This window comes from Verrucomicrobiia bacterium, from assembly GCA_035629175.1.
In the GTDB taxonomy this organism is placed as follows: Bacteria; Verrucomicrobiota; Verrucomicrobiia; order Limisphaerales; family DASXHY01; genus DASXHY01.
Window position 1 is genome coordinate 12,667 of the sequence record DASPIL010000095.1, and the last position, 18,521, is coordinate 31,187.

The following is an 18,521-nucleotide window of genomic DNA, read 5'->3' on the forward strand; positions in this document are numbered from 1 at the left end:
GGTCGCCTAAGTTCCGTGCGTGAATCCGAGTCAGAACTTCAGTGCGAACGCGCAGTTGTTGTTGAAAGCCTTGCAGGAACGCATCGTCATCATCGACGGCGCGATGGGCACCACAATCCGCACCTACGGGCTGGGCGAAGCCGAAATCCGCGGGGAACGTTTCAAAGATTCAAAGAAGGACCTGAAGAACAACGGCGACCTGTACTCGCTGACCCAGCCCGGCACGATCTGCGACATTCATCGGCGCTTCCTCGAGGCAGGCGCGGACATCATTGAGACCAACACCTTCTCCGCCACAAGCATCGGCCAAAGCGAGTTTTTCGTCGATGACCCGCGGGAACACGGCGGCCGCAAAAATCCCGAGTTCTATCAGAAGATCGTTGACGATAAGTGGCTCAATGACCTGGCATGGGAGATCAATGAGCAGTCTGCCAGGCAATGCCGCGAATGGGCCGATCGCATTGCCGACGCAACGGGCCGCCCGCGATTTGTCGCGGGCGCGATTGGACCGTTGACGGTGTCGCTCTCCAATTCACCCGATGCCGATGATGCCGGCTTTCGGGTCGTGACCTTCGACCAGGTCAAAACTGCGTATGTCAACCAGGTGCGCGCGCTGATCGCGGGAGGTTCAGACATCCTGCTGGTGGAAACAATCTTCGATTCCCTGAATGCCAAAGCGGCGCTGGTGGCGATCCAGGAAGTGTTCGCGGCCGACGGCAAGCACCTGCCGATCATGATTTCGGCGGCAGTCGGTCGAGGTGGCGAGACGATGATCTCGGCGCAGACGATTGAAGCGTATTGGAACGCCATGAAGCATGTGAACCCGATTGCCATCGGGTTGAACTGCTCGCTTGGGCCCGACCTGATGCGCCCATTCCTCGCGGATCTCGCACAAAAATCCAACACGGCGATCTCCTGTTACCCGAACGCAGGGTTGCCCAATCCACTTTCCGCAACGGGCTTCGACCTGAAGCCGGCAGACATGGGGAATTTCCTCAGCGAATTTGCGCAGAGCGGGTTGATCAACATTGCGGGAGGTTGTTGCGGCAACACGCCGGAACATATTGCCGCAATCGCGAAGGCGCTCGAGGGGCGGCATCCGCGCGACTTCGAACTCAAGGCATCGACACGAACCATCTTCCCCGCAACGCGGAGCGACGCAACGACGCAACAGGAACCTCCCCGTCCCCTGCGCCTTAGCGGCTCGCAACCGTTCACGCAGCAGATTGGCAATTTCATAATGATTGGCGAGCGGACGAACGTTGCCGGCTCCCCCAGGTTCGCCAAGCTGATCAAGGATAACAAATACGAGGAGGCCGTCGCCATTGCGCGGCAGCAGGTCGAGAACGGCGCCAACATCATCGATATCTGCATGGACGAAGGCATGATCGATGGCGTGAGCGCCATGTCGCGCTTCCTTCACCTTCTCGCGAGCGAACCCGAGGTCGCCAAGGTCCCGTTCATGGTGGACTCCTCCAAGTGGGACGTCATCGAAGCCGGTCTGAAATGCATTCAGGGAAAAGGCATCGTCAATTCCATCTCGCTCAAGGAAGGCGAGGCGAAGTTTCGCGAACACGCCGGCAAGGTGCTCAAGTATGGCGCCGCAGTGGTCGTGATGGCTTTCGACGAAAAAGGCCAGGCAGCGACTTACGCCGAGAAAATCCGGATTTGCGAACGTGCGTATCGGATTCTCGTCGATGAAATCGGTTTCCCGCCCGAGGACATCATCTTCGATCCGAACATCCTCACCGTCGGAACAGGCATCGAGGAGCACAACAATTACGCGGTCGATTTCATCGAGGCGACGCGCTGGATCAAGCAGAACCTCCCACACGCCAAGGTGAGCGGCGGAGTTTCGAACGTCTCGTTCGGCTTCCGCGGCAACAATCCCGTCCGCGAAGCCATGCACAGCGCCTTCCTGTATCACGCCATCCAGGCCGGCATGGACATGGGAATCGTGAACGCAGGCATGCTCGAGGTCTATGAAGAGATCGAGCCCGAACTGAAGGAACTCGTCGAGGACGTGCTGCTGAACCGCCGCCCCGACGCCACCGAGCGCCTCGTGACTTTTGGGGAGAAGCTGAAAGCGGCAAGCGCAGGCACAACCGAGTCCGACAAAAAGGTGGAGGAGGAATGGCGCAAGGGCACCGTCGAGGAGCGGCTCTCGCACGCACTGGTGAAGGGAATTGACGCCTACATCGAGCAGGATTCCGAGGAAGCGCGGCAGAAATACTCCAAGCCGTTGCTCGTGATCGAAGGCCCTCTGATGGCTGGAATGGGAATCGTTGGTGACTTGTTCGGCGCCGGGAAAATGTTCCTGCCGCAGGTCGTGAAATCGGCGCGCGTGATGAAGAAATCAGTGGCGTACCTGACGCCGTTCATGGAAGCCGAGAAGGCGCTGAAACGCCGCGCCCGTGAACTGCGCCTGCTGGCCGAGGAACAAGCATCGAGCGGAACTGTCACGCTCGTGGAAGGTTTCACTTACGAGCCGTTTCCAGAACTTTCTGCGGAGGAACGCGAGATCGAACAGAAGTTCGCCGCGGAACTCGCCGCAAACCTTGAAGGCGCACGCACCCGGTACGAAGCGGAGTTCCGCAACGTTTACGATCGCAACAATGCGCAGGAACTTTGCGCGGAATACGCGGTCGATGCACAGAGCCGGCAGCGCTGGAGCGTCGCGACGCTCGCGCCTGCGGGAGCGTTCATCGATTGGCTTTATCACAAGCGGTTGAGCGAGCTTCCGCCCGAGAGCCTGATCGCGTTCAACGCGGGCGGCCAGGGCAGCGGCAAGACCACAGCAACGCGTCAAACGGACGTTGAACGTTCCGCCGATATCCTGATGGACGGAACGCTCCAGGATGAACCGCGAAGCCTTCAGCACATCCGTGCTGCACTGCAATGCGGACACGCGGTTCGGATTCGATTCGTTTGGTGTCCCTGGACGCACGCTGTTCGAAACATAATCCGGCGGGCCGCGAAAGAAACTGGCCGTGTGGTTCCCTTGAAGCGGGCCGCGGGCGGCCACTTCCATTCGCCGCGCACAGCCATTGCCGTTGCAAGGGAACTTCAGGCTGGCCGCATGCAGCTTCAGATCCTCGTATTTGATAACTCTGATTTCTCGAAACCCGTTCTTCGCGATATGAACTGGCTTCGCGAACACCTCCATCCATCCGTTGAAAAACTCCTTGAATCAGGCCAGCAAGCAGCCGAATCTTATATCCATGAAAACAGCGACGACCCAGACTACCGGGCTGTTAGCAAACGATTCTTCCAAACGACCGACAGTGGAGGAACGCACCCACCAGTTGGTCGAAGCAACCCTGAACGCCTTGCGCGAGGCGGGCCTGGAGCGGCAGCGGAAGGAGCAGGCGGAACAGGCTCTCCGCGAATCTCAAAATCCGTATCCGACCGATCCGAAGAAAACGACGTAGCCGGAAAAGTCGTTCTCGCAACGGTCAAGGGCGACGTCCATGACATTGGCAAAAACATCGTCGGGGTCGTCCTCGCCTGCAATAACTACGAGGTCATCGATCTCGGAGTCATGGTGCCGTGCGAAAAGATCTTTGAAGTCGCACGCCGGGAAAATGCCGACATCATCGGCCTGAGCGGTCTCATCACACCTTCGCTGGACGAAATGGTCCACGTTGCGCGCGAGATGGAGCGCACGGGTTTCAAAATCCCCCTCCTCATTGGCGGCGCCACAACGAGCAAAGCCCACACCGCCGTCAAGATCGCACAGCATTACAGCGAACCCGTCGTTCACGTTTTGGATGCGTCACGCGCCGTTCCTGTTGTCAGCAGCCTCTTGAGTGCTGAAGGCAAGGCTCCGTTCGTCAAGCAATTGAAGGAGGATTACGAAAAGCTGCGGCTCCACCACGCGGGTCCAGCAGTGAAACTGTTGACCATCGAGGCAGCGCGCGCCAACGCACCCAAGTTGAAGCATGACGATCTGCCCAAGCCGGAGTTCACAGGCATTCGCACATTGTCGTCAGGAACCTTCGATGCCGGCCGATGCGACTGTGGCTCCTCACATGGCCATGCGGGCGCATTTCCGGTGTCGATTGAGGAGATTGTCCCGTTCATCGACTGGACACCCTTCTTTCACACGTGGGAGTTGCGCGGCGTTTACCCCAAGATTTTCCAGCATGAGAAGCACGGCGAAGAGGCGCGCAAATTGTTTGATGACGCGCAGGAACTGCTGAAGGAAATCGTCTCCAAAAAGCAACTTGGATTGCGTGCCGTTTACGGTCTGTTCCCCGCCAATGCGGTTGGCGACGACGTTGAAGTGTATACCAATGGTTCACGACGTCATTTGCGAGCGACGCTTCATTTCCTGCGGCAACAGATGGAGAAAGGCGACGGCACGCCGAATTGGTGCCTGGCTGACTTTGTCGCACCGCGCGGATCCGAAATACCAGCCGATCACATCGGCGCATTCGCCGTCACCTCGGGTCATGGCTTGAAGGAACTCGTCGAGGGCTTCAAAGCGAAGCACGACGATTACAACGCCATCATGGCGGAGGCTTTGGCCGATCGATTGGCCGAGGCGTTTGCTGAATACCTGCACAAGCGGGTGCGCGAGGAATGGGGTTATGGAAAGCTGGAGACGCTGACAACGGATGAGATGATCGATGAAAAATACCGCGGTATTCGTCCCGCCGCGGGTTACCCAGCGTGTCCCGATCACACCGAGAAGGAGACGATCTGGGATCTCCTCGATGTCGAGCAGCACACGGGAATTCAGCTGACGGAAAGCTTCGCCATGTGGCCTGGAAGCAGCGTCAGCGGCCTTTACTTCGCCCATCCGGAATCCAAGTACTTCGCGGTTGGCAAACTCGGGCAGGATCAAGTGGAAGACGCGGCCCGCCGCAAAGGAATGGCCGTCGCAGAACTCGAACGCTGGCTGGGACACTGGCTGAATTATTCTCCCGCACCTGTCCCCACACCCGCAACAGCTTAGGCCCATGCTCCTGCCGCGCGCGGCAGGAGCATGGCTGTCACAATCCATTTTCCCGCCGCGCTTTATCAGGACGCCGGGAACGCGCCTCAATTCGCTGACTGCTTCTGCTCGACGAGCCAGCGCATTGCCGGCATTTCGCCATACACCTTCAGCCGATCAAGATACGCCTTGAACTCCGATTCCGAGAGTGTCGGCAGCAACGTCATCGCCTGCCGCGTGAGTTCCTGATTGGAAGCCTTCTTATCGCGGAGGGCCCGTGCCAGCTCGGCTGGCGAACGGCCGTCCAAAAAGTCATAGGCCTGATCTTGCTCCAGGCCCGCAATCGCATTGGCTTCCAACGAATCCGCCACCATCTGCGTGATGAGAAGCTTGCCGCTCTCGCTGTGGCGCAATTGTTGCGAGACGATGAATCCCCGATGCGCGACATTCTGCGCTGAGCTCACGTCGCCTGCCATGACCAATGACTCCGAAACAGACTTCATGCCCTGTGACAATACTTTGAAGTTGCGGAACTGCGGCATGAGTTCACCCGACATCGCAGAGATCGACGCCTGCGCCGAATCCAGATCGCTCATCCCCATGGCGCGAGCCAGAGACTCGAGATCAATCATTGACTCCAGTGTGGAACCACCGAGCTCCGCCTTTTCCGAACCCGCTAGGAACTCGGCAATCGCGTCGTTGGTGCGCCCCTGCTTCAGGTAATCCTCGGCCGAAAGGTAATTCGCGAGCGATTTCGCCGGAGTCGATTCCCTGAATCGATCCAGCCACAGGCGCCGATCGTTGGGGAAGAAATCTCCAGAAAGGATCGCCAACTGAACCATCGGGTCATTTGGAAATTCGGCTGCCGCAGCGTGGAGGTAGTTTGTGTCATCGGTGACGCGGAACGCCGCGAGCAAGTTTCCTGCGGTGCGATTGCGGCCCGCCAGCCACTGTTCGACAAGGGAACCCACTGGTTTGACAGCTTCGGCCCCGTCCATCGATTCCGACGCCTGCTGGCTCCGGCCGCGTGGCGGTCGTGGTTCGGGTGTAGCGGATGCAGCCGAATATTCGGTGGCACCTTGAGGGACCGGAACTGGCAAAGGTTCCCGGCGCATCAGCCAATAGCCGATGCACACGGCGATCGCTGCTGCAAACAGTGGAATCAGAAATCGACGAGCCATGATTGATGAATTGGACCGAATGCCTGGTGCGTTGTCACGGCCGAACAATCAAGGTTTGCGGCGGCCGCAAACAGTATGATAAATCGCATCATGAAGCACCGTCTGACCGCCCTTCTTCAACCCTTCGCGCGTTTCGCCACGTTGCAATTCCCGACAACCTATCGCTCGCGCATTCAATCCTGGATCTGCATGGCCCTGCTGGTCGCGTCGACGGCTGCACATGGAGCAGTGTCGGTTGGGAAATTGCGCTGTGAGTATCTTGCCAACCCGGAAGGCCTGGATGTCGTCCGCCCGCGCCTCAGCTGGATTCTGGATGCGTCCAGCCGTGGGACCGTGCAGACGGGGTATCAGGTTCTGGCCGCCTCCACCGCGGAACTCCTCAAGCAAAACCGGGGGGATCTTTGGGACAGCGGGAAGGTGGAGTCTGATCAATCCATCCATGTTGAATATGGCGGCAAGCCGCTGCGCGCAGGCCAGCAATGTTTCTGGAAGGTGCGGGTTTGGGCGGGGTCTGCAAAGGCTTCCCGGTGGAGCGACCCAGCCAGGTGGTCCATCGGCCTTCTGAATTCGAGCGATTGGAAAGGTCAATGGATCGGAAACCCGGTTCCTGCCAACGATCTTCAGCTGAAGGCTCCCCTTCCTGCACCCTTGCTGCGAAAAAGTTTCGACATCAAGCGGCCGGTCCGCCGCGCCACCGCCTACATCTGCGGTCTCGGCTATTACGAAATGGAGCTCAACGGATCCAAGGTCGGCAATCGCGTCCTTGATCCCATGATCACGCAATACGACAAGCGCGCCGCTTATGTAACCCACGATGTCACACGCCTGTTGAACCGCGGGAAGAATGCCGTTGGCGTAACCCTTGGGAACAGCTGGTACAACGCAACCGTCAGCGAGGCATGGGACTTTGACAAGGCCCCGTGGCGCGCGCAGCCGCAATTGCTGCTGCAGATGAACATCGAATATGCGGATGGGTCCTCCGAGCAGGTCGTCAGCGATTCCACCTGGAAAATTTCCAGCGGCCCGATCGTGTTCGACCAGCTGCGCGTGGGCGAATTTCACGATGCCCGGCTGGAAAAACCCGGCTGGTCCAAACCAGGCTTCGACGATTCCGGCTGGTCCCCCGCCGCAGTCCGCGAAGGTCCGAAAGCCATTCTCACCGCGGCGAACGTGGAACCCATCCGCGTCATGAAAACGCTTGAACCCGTGAGCGTGAAGGAACCGAAACCCGGGGTCTTCGTGTTTGACCTCGGACAGAACATCGCCGGCTGGCCGCGCCTTCGCGTCAAGGGCGCCGCCGGAACAACCGTTCAAATGAAATGCGGAGAACGGCTCAATCCCGATGGAACGCTCGACCAGAAGGACATCGCGCAGCACGTTCGTTCAACCGATTTCCAGCTGACAACCTACACGCTCAAGGGCCAGGGAACTGAAGTTTGGGAACCGCGCTTCACCTTTCACGGATTCCAATACGTGCAGCTCGAGGGCTTCCCCGGCAAACCCGATTTCAGCGCCATCGAAGGCCGGGTTGTGCACACCGCCTTCGAGCGCGCCGGAAGCTTCAAATGCTCGAATGACCTGTTGAATAAAATCCAAACCGCGGCACTCTGGTCCTACGTCGGAAACTTCGTCGGCTTCCCGAGCGATTGCCCGCATAGGGAAAAGAACGGCTGGACAGGCGACGCGCAGCTCATCGTGCAGATGGGGCTCGAATATTTCGGGGCACAGGCGGCTTACACGGAATGGCTGCGGGACGTTGGCAGCATGGTTCGCGCGGACGGCAAACTGCCGAGCATCGTTCCCACCGGCGGCTGGGGTTACAACCGATTGGATGGCCCGGCATGGGAATCGGCCTTCGTTCTGATTCCGTGGGAACTCTACCTCCAGGCGGGAGACCACCGCATCCTCGAGACACACTATGACGGCTTCAAACAGTGGATCGGCTGGTATTCCGGGATCGCAACCAACCACATCGTGAACTACGGCCTCGGCGACTGGTGCCCCGCCCGGTCCCAAACCCCGCGCACTGTGACATCGACCGCCTATTATCACCAATGTCTGCGCATCATCTCAAAAACCGCCGACCTGCTGGGGAAGATCGACGAAGCCAGGCATTATGCAAAACTCGCTGACAACGTCCGCTCCGCATTCAACACACAGTTCTTCAACGCCGAAACGGGCTTGTATGCAAATGGCACCCAGACCGCGCTGTCCTGCGCTCTCTATCAGGATCTCGTGGACGATCCGCATCGAAGCGCCGTCTCGCAAAACCTTGCGGAACAGGTGCGCACGAACGGACACCGCCTGGATGTCGGGATCCTTGGCTCCAAGTACCTGCTGCGTGCACTCAGCGACCACGGGCACTTTGATGTCGCGTGGAAGGTCGCCACTCAAACGAATTCGCCCAGCTGGGGCAACTGGATCATGCTCGGCGCAAACACGCTGTGGGAGGATTGGCCCGGCGCCATGTCCCGCAACCACATCATGTTCGGCGACATCTCATCGTGGTTTATGGAATATCTCGCAGGCATCCGCTACGACTCCCGCGACGTCGCCTACAAACGCATTCTCATCCAGCCCAACATCGCGGACGATCTCACGTGGGCGCGCGCAACCCGTGAATCCATGTATGGCACCATCCGGAGCGAATGGAAACGATCCCCCGATCGCTTCGACCTGAACGTCACGGTTCCCGCGAACACCACGGCCACTGTCGTTGTGCCAGGAGTGTTCGATGGCAACCTCAGGGAATCCGGGCGAAGGATTTCCGGCGCACGCGGCGTGAAGGTCATCCGCCAGGGACTCTCTGAACACGTGCTGGAGGTCGGCTCGGGAACGTATCGATTCCGGCTCGAACGCCGCTGATGCGCAGATGCGCATCGAACGCGTCTGCGCGACAAACCGCGTCCCTAACGAGGGTGCTATTTGCTGACTCGAATCGCGGCCACAGAATGCGGCGGCAGGGCAAACCTCACCCTGTTCGCGTCCATGCGGGCGCGGGCGTTCACGGGCTTGATGTTTGCCTTTTCAGTCATTGAATTCCGCGCCTGCGTCGATGCCGGTGCGATCAGCTTCATCGCGGCCTTTCGTCCCTTGAACGCCCCCTCGAACGCAACGTTCACTTCGAGCGGTTCATCCGAGAGATTCACTGCCTTGAGGATGACCTCATCCCTGCCGTCGGTTGTGGTGGCGACCACGTTCAACCGTTCCTCGTTCGCATTCTGGGATTCCAAACGATTCGGTGCGAAGTGTTCGCGCCACAGCTTCATCACCACGTAATTGGGTCCCGCGAACCATTCCTTGTTGTCGAAGTTGATGAACGCATTGTCCCAGCCGTGCGCGCTCACATGGCGCGCCAACAGTGCAGGCCCCGCCATGGTCAGATACTTCCCGTGCTTCTCAAAAACGTTGAGAATGCCAGCCGCGTAAACGCCCGTCCGCCAGTCTGTCGTCTGCGCGTTCCACTCGGAGACATAGACCTGCACGTCGGAATTCCTTGAGCCCTTGATCAGCTCGGCGACGTCGGTGTAGAGCCGGTCCTGGTCGTTAATTCCAGACACGAAGCGTTCCGCGGCGGTGTAATGATGAATCGAGAGAATCGAGAAGTTCTCCGCCGCATCGTTCACGACGGGCCTGTTGTAATTGCGATCGGTCCCGTTGCCGCCATGGGCAATGATCGTGATGGATGGATCCTGCGCCTTCATGCGTTTGGCAAAGAGGTTCACCGCCTGTGCATAAACAGACGGATTGCGAACCCGCGAACGCCAGAGCTCATTGTCGATTTCCCAAAGCTTCACGTTGTAAGGTTCGGGATGTCCATTCGCAGCACGCACTGCGCCCCACCTGCTCGTTGCAGGGCCGTTGCAGTATTCAATCCATTCGCATGCCTCGACAACGAACGGCTCCCATTCCTCAGGCGTATCGATGAAGTCCCCGTCCTGGCGATTGCCGCCCGGCTTGACCTGGTGCATGCCTGTTTGGACGACGATCAATGGCTCCGAATTAAGCATGCGCGAGAGGCGAATGTATTCGTCAGTGCCGAGTGCGTTCGGATCGTATTCCTCCCACCAAGGCTGGAGGCCTTTCTTGCGGTCCTTCTGCGGTCCGATGCCATGCTTCCAACGATACGTCTCGGCGTAACAACCGCCCGGCCAGCGCATCGTAGTCGGTTGCAATCCGCGGAACGCCTCGAGCAAATCAGCGCGAAACCCGCCTGTGTCGCGCGCTGACTTGGGCATCAGCGACACCTGGTCAATCAACACCTGATGTTCGCCATCAAACACAATTCTCAGGGTGGCGGCATTTACGGTCCTGCGGCTGTTGAGACGAAGTGGAAACTCCTTCCATTCCGAAGCCGGCGCCGGGAGTTTCTGTTCCGCGACCACGGAATCCCCGTTCACCAACTGCACCGTAACGCCGTTGGGCGCACTGCCCTTGAGCCACAACGAACCTTCAAGTGGATCGTTTCTCTTCAAATTAAAATCCGGCTGCCAGAGATCGTCCGCCCCGTGCCTGAAAGTTCCAGGCAGCGCGCATCGTTCAATGCCTCTCCGGGTGTATCGACAACGCGCGCTTTTCCGCCCGTCACGCTCCAACGTTCAACAATCGTGCCGGGAACATTGGCTGCCAGCGGACGATTCCAAAACACGGTTCCGTCGAGGCCCTTGACCAGGAAATTGCGAAACTGAGCCTTGGCGCCCGCAACGCCAACTCCGATCCAACCAGCGCTGCGGATTCGGGAGGGCCCGCCATTGGTTGGCTGGACGTCAAAGATCCGCTTTCCGTCGAGCCAGGCTTCAACCCGCTGATCCTCCACTCGAACGCGGACCTTGTGCCATTTGTCAGGCGCGAACGCTCCCTGCACAGGCTCGGCGAGTGCAACCGGCCGGGAGTCGCCACCGCCCTGGCCGCGGCCACGAAGCGGCAGAACCTCCAGGACGTGAACTGAATTGCTCTCCGCTCCCAGCGTGAGCGCGGCCGAACCGCGGAAAAGAACACGCACGCCGCCCTCCCCTGCTGTCTTGCGGACTTCAACCGTGTAATCCAGGTCGCGGAATTCAAAGCCGCCAAGAAGGCGGGACTGGGGCTCGGCACCATCGTATGAGATGATCTCGCCACGCGTGGTCCAACCCGGCGATCCCATTGCGTTCTCGCGATCCTGTTCAAACGATCGGTTCCAAACCACGTCCCCCCACAAACCGTTGTTCGCCGAATGGTAAATGTGCTCAAAGAAATGGCCGTATACGAGCTTGTCGACTGTATTGGCCACGACATCGGTTCGCACACTCACCTTCACTTCCGCAGGTGGCGCAGCGTCGGCAACGCTCGGGAATGCCGCGCCCAGCCAGAGAACCGACAGGCACATCGACCAGCGGCAGCGAGGGGCCGTCCAGCGGGAAGAGTCGTTCAGGGATGCAGTTTTCATGATCATCGTCTATGCAGAGGGCAATCACTACCGGCAGGTTTCCGTGTTTTCGATTTAAGCCGCCTTCGCTCTTTTCCCCCGGATCCAAATCCTGAGGGTGCGATGTGCCTTGCGAATCCGTGTTCATCAGCCTCCTTCAGGGCTTCAACTCGTCTTCGCCGTTCTTGGACGTATTCGATCTTTGTTCGTGTGATTCGTGTGTTTCGGGTTAACCCCTCCTCACCGGAAACGTTTGCGTTTTGGCATCCGTGTTGATCCGTGTCCCTCCGAGGTTAAGTTCCTCTCTTCAATTCGCGTAATTCGCGTAAACCCGTTTTCACCCTTCCCGTTTCGTTGCGGCTCTGCCTCGATGTGGCTCCGTGATTCCCATCCAAGCGACGAAGAACCTTTTTTCGTCACACGTTTGTAACAATTCCGCCGAGGACCTGTAACACGGCGCTGTGATCCTGACGCCGTAACAGAATTGAAACACGCATGAATACTAAAACGGTCGCAAGGGTCCTGGTCTGCGGAGCCATCGCAGGTCTGATGGGATCCGCCTCGAATGCCGCTGACACTCCAGGGAAAGGCATCGATCCGTTGACAGACGCGCTGGTTCGCAAAGGAATCCTCACGCCAAAGGAAGCGGAGGAAATCAAAGCGGAACTGGGAGAAAAGCCGGCGAACACCCTGAACTTCGCATGGAAGGATGGCATCAGCATCCAGTCGGCCGACAAGGAAACCTTCAATGGCAAACTCGGCGGACGCATTCATTTTGACGCGGGATTTGCCTCCCAGGATGACGACCTTGAATCGTTGGCGGGCCAGACTCCCGCCGGCGTTGAATTTCGAAGAGCGCGGATCGCGTTGGAGGGCGAGCTCAAACTTTCCCTGCCGACGTTTTACAAAATCGAACTCGATTTCGGCGGGGCGGAAGTATCGTTCAAGGATGTGTTCATTGGATTCGCCGATCTGCCGTTCGTGGGCTCGTTCCAGGCCGGACATTTCAAGGAGCCCATCAGCCTCGACATGCTCACGAGCAGCAGGTTTATCCCATTCATGGAACGCGCGGCTCCCGTGGAAGCCTTTGCACCCGAGCGCAACACGGGAGCGATGTTCCAGAATGCCCTGCTAAAAGACCGGATGACCTGGGCACTCGGCGCGTTCACTGAAAGTGGCGAAAGCGGCAACAGCGAACTGGATGGCACCTTCCGTGTGTCCGGGCGAGTTACCGCTCTTCCGTATTGGGATGAAGCATCGAAGGGACGGAAGTTTGTACACGTGGGACTCAGTGGAAGCGTCATCGAACCATCGAATGGCGAGGCGCGATTCCGCTCGCGTCCCGAATCACACCTCGCGCCGCGGTTTGTCGACACCGGCGCTTTTGATGCCGATCAAACATATCTCGCCGCGGCGGAACTGGCGGCCGTGGTGGGACCGTTCTCCCTGCAAGCGGAGTATCTGCGGAACTGGGTTTCTCTTCCGGGATCGGGGGAAGTTTCGTTCGATGGCTACTATGTCCTGGGCAGCTTCTTCATCACGGGTGAGCATCGTCCTTACAAACGATCGAGCGCAGCCTTCGACCGGATCCGGCCGCGTCACAATTTTTCGCTAACGGAGGGTGGCGCCGGAGCGTGGGAACTGCTCGCCCGCTACTCACATCTCAACCTCAACGACGGGGCAATCAGCGGCGGAGAGATGGATGATATCACGCTTGGGTTGAACTGGTATTTGAACCCGAACACCCGCGTGATGTGGAACTATGTCTTTTCCGATGTGGAGCGGAGCGGGGTTGAGGCCAGCGCGCACATCTTTCAAACGCGGCTCGCAGTGGATTTTTAACCCGCCTGCAACGCGAACGAATCATCAGGAACAACAACACACGATCATGAAGAAAATACTTTCCAGCCAATTTCTCGTTGCGGCACTGAGCTGCGCCTGCAGCGTCGCTGTCGCGCAACCCGTCAAGGTGGACGAAAAACTTCCACCTTATGAAACCGTCTCCGGCGTTTCCGGCAACTTGAACTCGATCGGGTCGGACACGCTGAACAACCTGATGACACTCTGGGCGGAGAGTTTTCAGGCCTATTATCCGAACGTAAAAATCCAGATTGAAGGAAAGGGATCCTCAACAGCGCCGCCAGCCCTTATCGAAAACACCGCTCAACTGGGTCCGATGAGCCGTCCCATGAAACAGGCCGAAATTGACGCATTCGAAAGCAAGCACGGCTACAAGCCGGCGGAGATCAAAGTCGCAATCGATGCGCTTGCCGTTTACGTGCACAAGGACAATTCCATCCCGTCGCTGTCGATGAAGCAGGTCGACGGGATATTTTCGAGCACCCGGAAATCGGGCAGTTTGCCGCTCGCAACATGGGGCGACCTCGCCATGCCAGACACATGGAAAAGCCGGCCGTTGTCCTTGTATGGACGCAATAGCGCGTCGGGAACCTACGGATTCTTCAAAGATGTGGCACTGCGCGGCGGGGATTTCAAAGCCACAGTCAAAGAGCAACCTGGCTCCTCATCGGTTGTACAGGCGGTGGCGAACGACCTGGCAGGCATCGGCTATTCTGGAATTGGATACATGACTTCGGGCGTGCGCCCGCTGCCGCTTTCTGGCGCGGATGGGAAACCGCACCAGCCGTCGCTCGAGAACTGCGTGAGCGGCAAATACCCGCTCGCGCGATTCCTCTACATCTACGTTAACAAGAAGCCTGGCCAGCCCATGGACAAGCTGACGTCTGAATTCATCCGTTTCATTTTGTCGGGGCCCGGCCAGGAAATCGTTGTGAAAGACGGATACTTCCCCCTTCCCGCCGAGCCCGCAGCGGCCGAAACGAAAAAGGTGACAAACAACTGATTTGAGTTCCGTGCCGCCATTCAGACACTCGAGCTGGACGTGAAGATATGTCGCTGATTGAACCACCGGGCTCCATCAAGGCCCCCGCCGTTTCGGAAAGATTCCAGACGGCGAGGTCCACATTGTTGATGGACCGTTTCATGACGCAGTTCATCAAAATCGGCGGCGTCGGCATCATCACGGTAGTGCTCGGAATCTTTCTGTTCCTCCTGTGGCAGATCATTCCACTGTTTCGCACCGCAAAGGTCCAGGAATTACAATCGATTCAACTTCCGCCATCGACCTATCGGGTGCTCGCACTCGACGAGTACGCGCAATTGCCGATCCTGGCGGATGAGCGCGGGCGGCTCACTGTTGTGGATGCTGCAAACGGCGGAATACTTCTGACGAACGCGGGATTCACGGAAACCAATGCCGTGTTCACCTGTGTCAGTTACAACGCAGTCGCCCAGGAACTCATCTACGGAACCGATGACGGGCGGTTTGCGATCGTGAAAATTGGCTACCGCAGCGAGGTTCGGGATGGAAAACGCCATGTTTGGGCGCAGCCGCAACCTGGCCCATTTACCCCGATCGGAAAGCCGGGGCATCCAATTCGCGACATCAGTTATGGCGACGCAGGAGATTTCAAACTGGCGGCCGCGTTGCAGGAGATCGGGGGCCGCCTGGAATTGCATGTCACAAGCCTGTCGCAGCAGACCACCTTGTTCGGATCGAGCGAGGCAACGGGCGGGAGGACCTACGATCTGACGAGTAAAATCCGGGGCCACCCCAGGAAGGCTCTTGTCAATGATGAAGCAAACAGCGTGGTGGTGTTCAACGACCTCGGAGAAATATCTTATTTCCACCTCATTGATGAAGAGTTCCAACTGCGTCAGACGTTCACGCCTTTTGCCGGCCTGGCCGAGAAATCCATCGCCTCAATGGATTACCTCTTTGGCGACGTGACCCTGGTGCTGACCAGCAGCGAGGGAGTGAACCGGCTGTTCAGCCTCTACGTTCCCGCAGGTGGCTCGCAGCGGATGTTCGGCAAGACCAAGGAATTCGATCCGCTCACGTCAGGCGCCGCGTTCTATGCACGCAGTCTTCGCAACAAAGCCTTCCTGGTTGGATCGGGACAGAACGCGAGCCTTCGATTTGCAACCACAGAGCGGACTCGATGGGAACAAACGATGCCCTTCGAGGCGACGCTCGCCGCCATTGGGACCAAGTATGATGGCCTGGCGTTCCTGGATGCTGATCACCGTATTCATTTGTATTCCCTCGACGACCCGCATCCCGAGGCGAGCGTCAAGGCGATGTTCGGAAAAGTGTGGTATGAAGGCGCGAACGAGCCGCGATACGAATGGCAATCGACAGGCGGTTCAGATGAGTTTGAACCCAAGCTTTCCATGATCCCGCTCATCGTTGGGACGTTGAAGGGAACGATCTACGCGATGCTGTTTGCAGTGCCAATCGCGTTCCTCGCTGCTCTCTACACATCGCAGTTTGCGCACCCGCGTTTTCGATCCGTGTTCAAGCCCGCCATGGAGATGATGGCATCCCTTCCATCGGTCGTTCTTGGCTTCCTTGCGGCGCTGTGGCTCGCGCCTTTGCTGGAGACAAGGGTGCCGTCGATTTTGCTGATGGTGATTTTCCTTCCGTTGAGCGCAATTTGCTGGGGCTCACTCTGGAGTGCCTTGCCGGCGCGCCATCGTTCACTCATCCGGCCTGGTTTTGAATTTGCCGCGTTCGCGCCGCTGTTCATTGCGATGGTCTGGATGTGCTGGGAGATGGGGCCAGTCATCGAGCGGGGTTTGTTCGTGATCACGGATCCCGAAACGGGCCAGCGTGCGGGAGATTTTCGACTTTGGTGGACCCAGTTCACAGGCGCGGATTTCCAGCAGCGCAACTCACTGGTCGTGGGATTCGCGATGGGGTTCGCCGTCATCCCGATCATTTTCACGATTGCGGAGGATTCTCTCAGCAATGTGCCGGGCGCCTTGAAGAGCGGGTCACTGGCGTTGGGCGCCAGCCGCTGGCAGACGGCGTTGCGCATCGTTCTCCCGACTGCGTCCGCGGGCATCTTTTCGGCCGTAATGGTGGGTTTGGGACGGGCCGTCGGCGAGACCATGATCGTGGTGATGGCGACGGGAAACACACCGATCACGGATTTCAACCTGTTTTCCGGAATGCGAACGTTGTCAGCCAACCTTGCCGTGGAACTGCCCGAAGCCCCGCACCACGGCACTTTATATCGCACGCTTTTCCTGGGCGCGATGCTGCTGTTCCTGTTGACGTTTTCGGTGAACACAGTCGCGGAAGTACTGCGGCAAAAATTGCGCGAACGATACAAGACGATTTGATGAGCACAACGCCGTTGAACAACAGGCGGAGTCGGAGACCCGCGGGCGAATCCTTCGTATGGCTCGCTGCAATGGGCCTGACGATTGGGCTCGCGATGATCCTGGGACTGCTCGGACTCGTGGTCGTGAAAGGCGTGGAACCCTTCTGGCCGAAACGGGTGGTCGAGATCACGCTCCGCGCCGGCAGCGAACACGCATTGCAGGGCTCGCTCACCCTTGGAGGTGAAATCGTGATGCAGCGGGTGAAGACATCCCATGGCGTTTCGCAGGCCGGCGGCAACGCAGACGCGCCGAGGGAATGGCAGTTGTTTGTTGGAAACAAGGACGCTTATGGCCTGAGCTTTCGATTCGTCGATGCGACTGATATTGCGGCAATCCGGCATCCACAGGACGTTGTGCGTTTCGAACGGATCGAGTATGGCCCGGCCATTGGCATTCCCGTCGCGCTGGAGACCAGCCGGAACGGAATGATCTCGTCGACGAACGCCGAATTCGAAAGCGCGTTGCGACAGCGCATCGACGATTCCAATAAACGGCGGCGCGCGATTGAACGAATCGAGCGAACCGAGATCGGCACGATCAACCGGGAGATGAAGGATCTGGCGATTGAGCGAGCGGCGCTGGAACGAAGGGGAGTGGAGCGTTCGGAACCCGGCTCGCGGTGGGAAGCGATCGCCGCTCGCGAGGCCGGCCTTCAAAAAACATATGCGGCACTGGCAGCACGCGCTCGTGAACTCCGCGACCAGCATGACGATGACATCCTTGTTTATCGCCTGCTCACAGGAGCTGAAATGCGGATGCCGGTCGGAGGAGTGATTGATTTCATTTATCCCAACCAGGTTGGAAATCTGGAGCGTCTGCAAGTTTTCTTCAGGAACATCTGGGTGCTCCTCAGCGACGAACCGCGCGAAGCAAACACCGACGGCGGCATCTTTCCGGCGATCTTTGGAACATTCCTGATGACATTGCTCATGAGCATTGCCGTGACACCGTTCGGCGTGCTGGCTGCCATCTACCTTCGAGAGTATGCAACGCAGGGGCCGCTTGTTCGCGCAGTGCGGATTGCAATCAATAACCTCGCGGGCGTTCCGTCAATCGTGTTCGGAGTGTTTGGGCTCGGATTTTTTGTCTACTTCCTGGGCGGAACGATCGACTCCCTCTTGTTTCCAGACCATCCTTCCGCAGTTTTCGGAACGGGCGGCATCCTTTGGGCATCGTTGACCCTGGCCTTGATGACAGCGCCGGTGGTAATTGTGGCAACGGAGGAAGCGCTGGCATCCGTAACCCGCGGGGCTCGTGAAGGATCGCTGGCCTGCGGCGCCTCCAAGTGGCAGACCATTCAGCGCATCGTGCTCCCTGCTGCCGCTCCGGGAATCCTGACGGGTCTCATTCTCGCAATGGCGCGGGGCGCGGGCGAAGTCGCGCCGTTGATGCTGGTAGGCGTGGTGAAGCTCCAGCGTGACCTGCCGTTCAGCCTGGATTTTCCGTTCGTTCACCTCGATCAAAAATTCATGCACCTTGGGTTTCACGTTTATGACCTTGGATTCCAATCCCCGGATTCCGACGCCGCCAAGCCGATGGTCTTTGCGACAACGCTTTTGCTCATCGGCCTCGTGATCGTCCTCAACCTGATGGCGATTGTGATTCGAGAGAGGCTGCGCCGGAGATACGCAACCGGGGCATTTTGAAGCGTGATGAATTGAATATGCCTGCAAACCCTGCAATATCGCTGTATCAACGGCCAGAAACGATGGATGTGACCCAACATAACGGCGCGGATTCTTACGCC

9 protein-coding genes are annotated in these 18,521 nt (G+C 58.4%); 6 read left to right on the forward strand and 3 right to left on the reverse strand.

Annotated elements, in window-relative coordinates; all coding sequences use genetic code 11:
* Window positions 1-19 precede the first annotated feature (19 nt).
* The gene (locus VEH04_16380) at window positions 20-4,960 is read left to right on the forward strand and encodes a vitamin B12 dependent-methionine synthase activation domain-containing protein (GenBank protein HYG24355.1); all 4,941 of its coding nucleotides are present in this window, start codon (window positions 20-22) and stop codon (window positions 4,958-4,960) included.
* 86 nt (window positions 4,961-5,046) lie between these two features.
* On the opposite strand, the gene VEH04_16385 is transcribed toward VEH04_16380, so the two are convergent.
* Window positions 5,047-6,120 (reverse strand): hypothetical protein, encoded by a 1,074-nt coding sequence (locus VEH04_16385; GenBank protein HYG24356.1) that lies wholly within the window; start codon window positions 6,118-6,120, stop codon window positions 5,047-5,049.
* 90 nt (window positions 6,121-6,210) lie between these two features.
* Between VEH04_16385 and VEH04_16390 the strand changes: the two genes are divergently transcribed.
* Complete coding sequence (locus VEH04_16390) at window positions 6,211-8,985, forward strand: family 78 glycoside hydrolase catalytic domain (GenBank protein HYG24357.1); 2,775 nt, start codon at window positions 6,211-6,213, stop codon at window positions 8,983-8,985.
* Between the two features lie 56 nt (window positions 8,986-9,041).
* On the opposite strand, the gene VEH04_16395 is transcribed toward VEH04_16390, so the two are convergent.
* Together VEH04_16395 and VEH04_16400 are read right to left on the reverse strand one after the other, a co-directional pair.
* Window positions 9,042-10,595, reverse strand: coding sequence for an alpha-L-arabinofuranosidase C-terminal domain-containing protein (locus tag VEH04_16395; protein HYG24358.1), 1,554 nt, complete (start codon window positions 10,593-10,595; stop codon window positions 9,042-9,044).
* Window positions 10,592-11,545, reverse strand: coding sequence for a family 16 glycoside hydrolase (locus VEH04_16400; protein ID HYG24359.1), 954 nt, complete (start codon window positions 11,543-11,545; stop codon window positions 10,592-10,594). The genes VEH04_16395 and VEH04_16400 overlap by 4 nt, the downstream gene beginning before the upstream one ends.
* A 474-nt stretch (window positions 11,546-12,019) precedes the next feature.
* Here VEH04_16400 and VEH04_16405 point away from each other — a divergent pair, with 474 nt between their 5' ends.
* Genes VEH04_16405 through pstA form a run of 4 tightly spaced genes read left to right on the forward strand, consistent with a single transcriptional unit; the run spans window position 12,020 to window position 18,420 of the window.
* Window positions 12,020-13,366, forward strand: a complete 1,347-nt coding sequence (locus tag VEH04_16405; protein ID HYG24360.1) for a porin — start codon at window positions 12,020-12,022, stop codon at window positions 13,364-13,366.
* A 46-nt stretch (window positions 13,367-13,412) separates the two neighbouring features.
* The gene (locus tag VEH04_16410) at window positions 13,413-14,387 is read left to right on the forward strand and encodes a phosphate ABC transporter substrate-binding protein (protein HYG24361.1); all 975 of its coding nucleotides are present in this window, start codon (window positions 13,413-13,415) and stop codon (window positions 14,385-14,387) included.
* 47 nt (window positions 14,388-14,434) lie between these two features.
* Window positions 14,435-16,732: an ABC transporter permease subunit gene (locus VEH04_16415; protein ID HYG24362.1), complete on the forward strand. Its 2,298-nt coding sequence runs from the start codon at window positions 14,435-14,437 to the stop codon at window positions 16,730-16,732.
* The gene (gene pstA / locus VEH04_16420; protein HYG24363.1) at window positions 16,732-18,420 is read left to right on the forward strand and encodes a phosphate ABC transporter permease PstA; all 1,689 of its coding nucleotides are present in this window, start codon (window positions 16,732-16,734) and stop codon (window positions 18,418-18,420) included. Before VEH04_16415 ends, pstA begins: the two co-directional genes overlap by 1 nt.
* Window positions 18,421-18,521 lie beyond the last annotated feature (101 nt).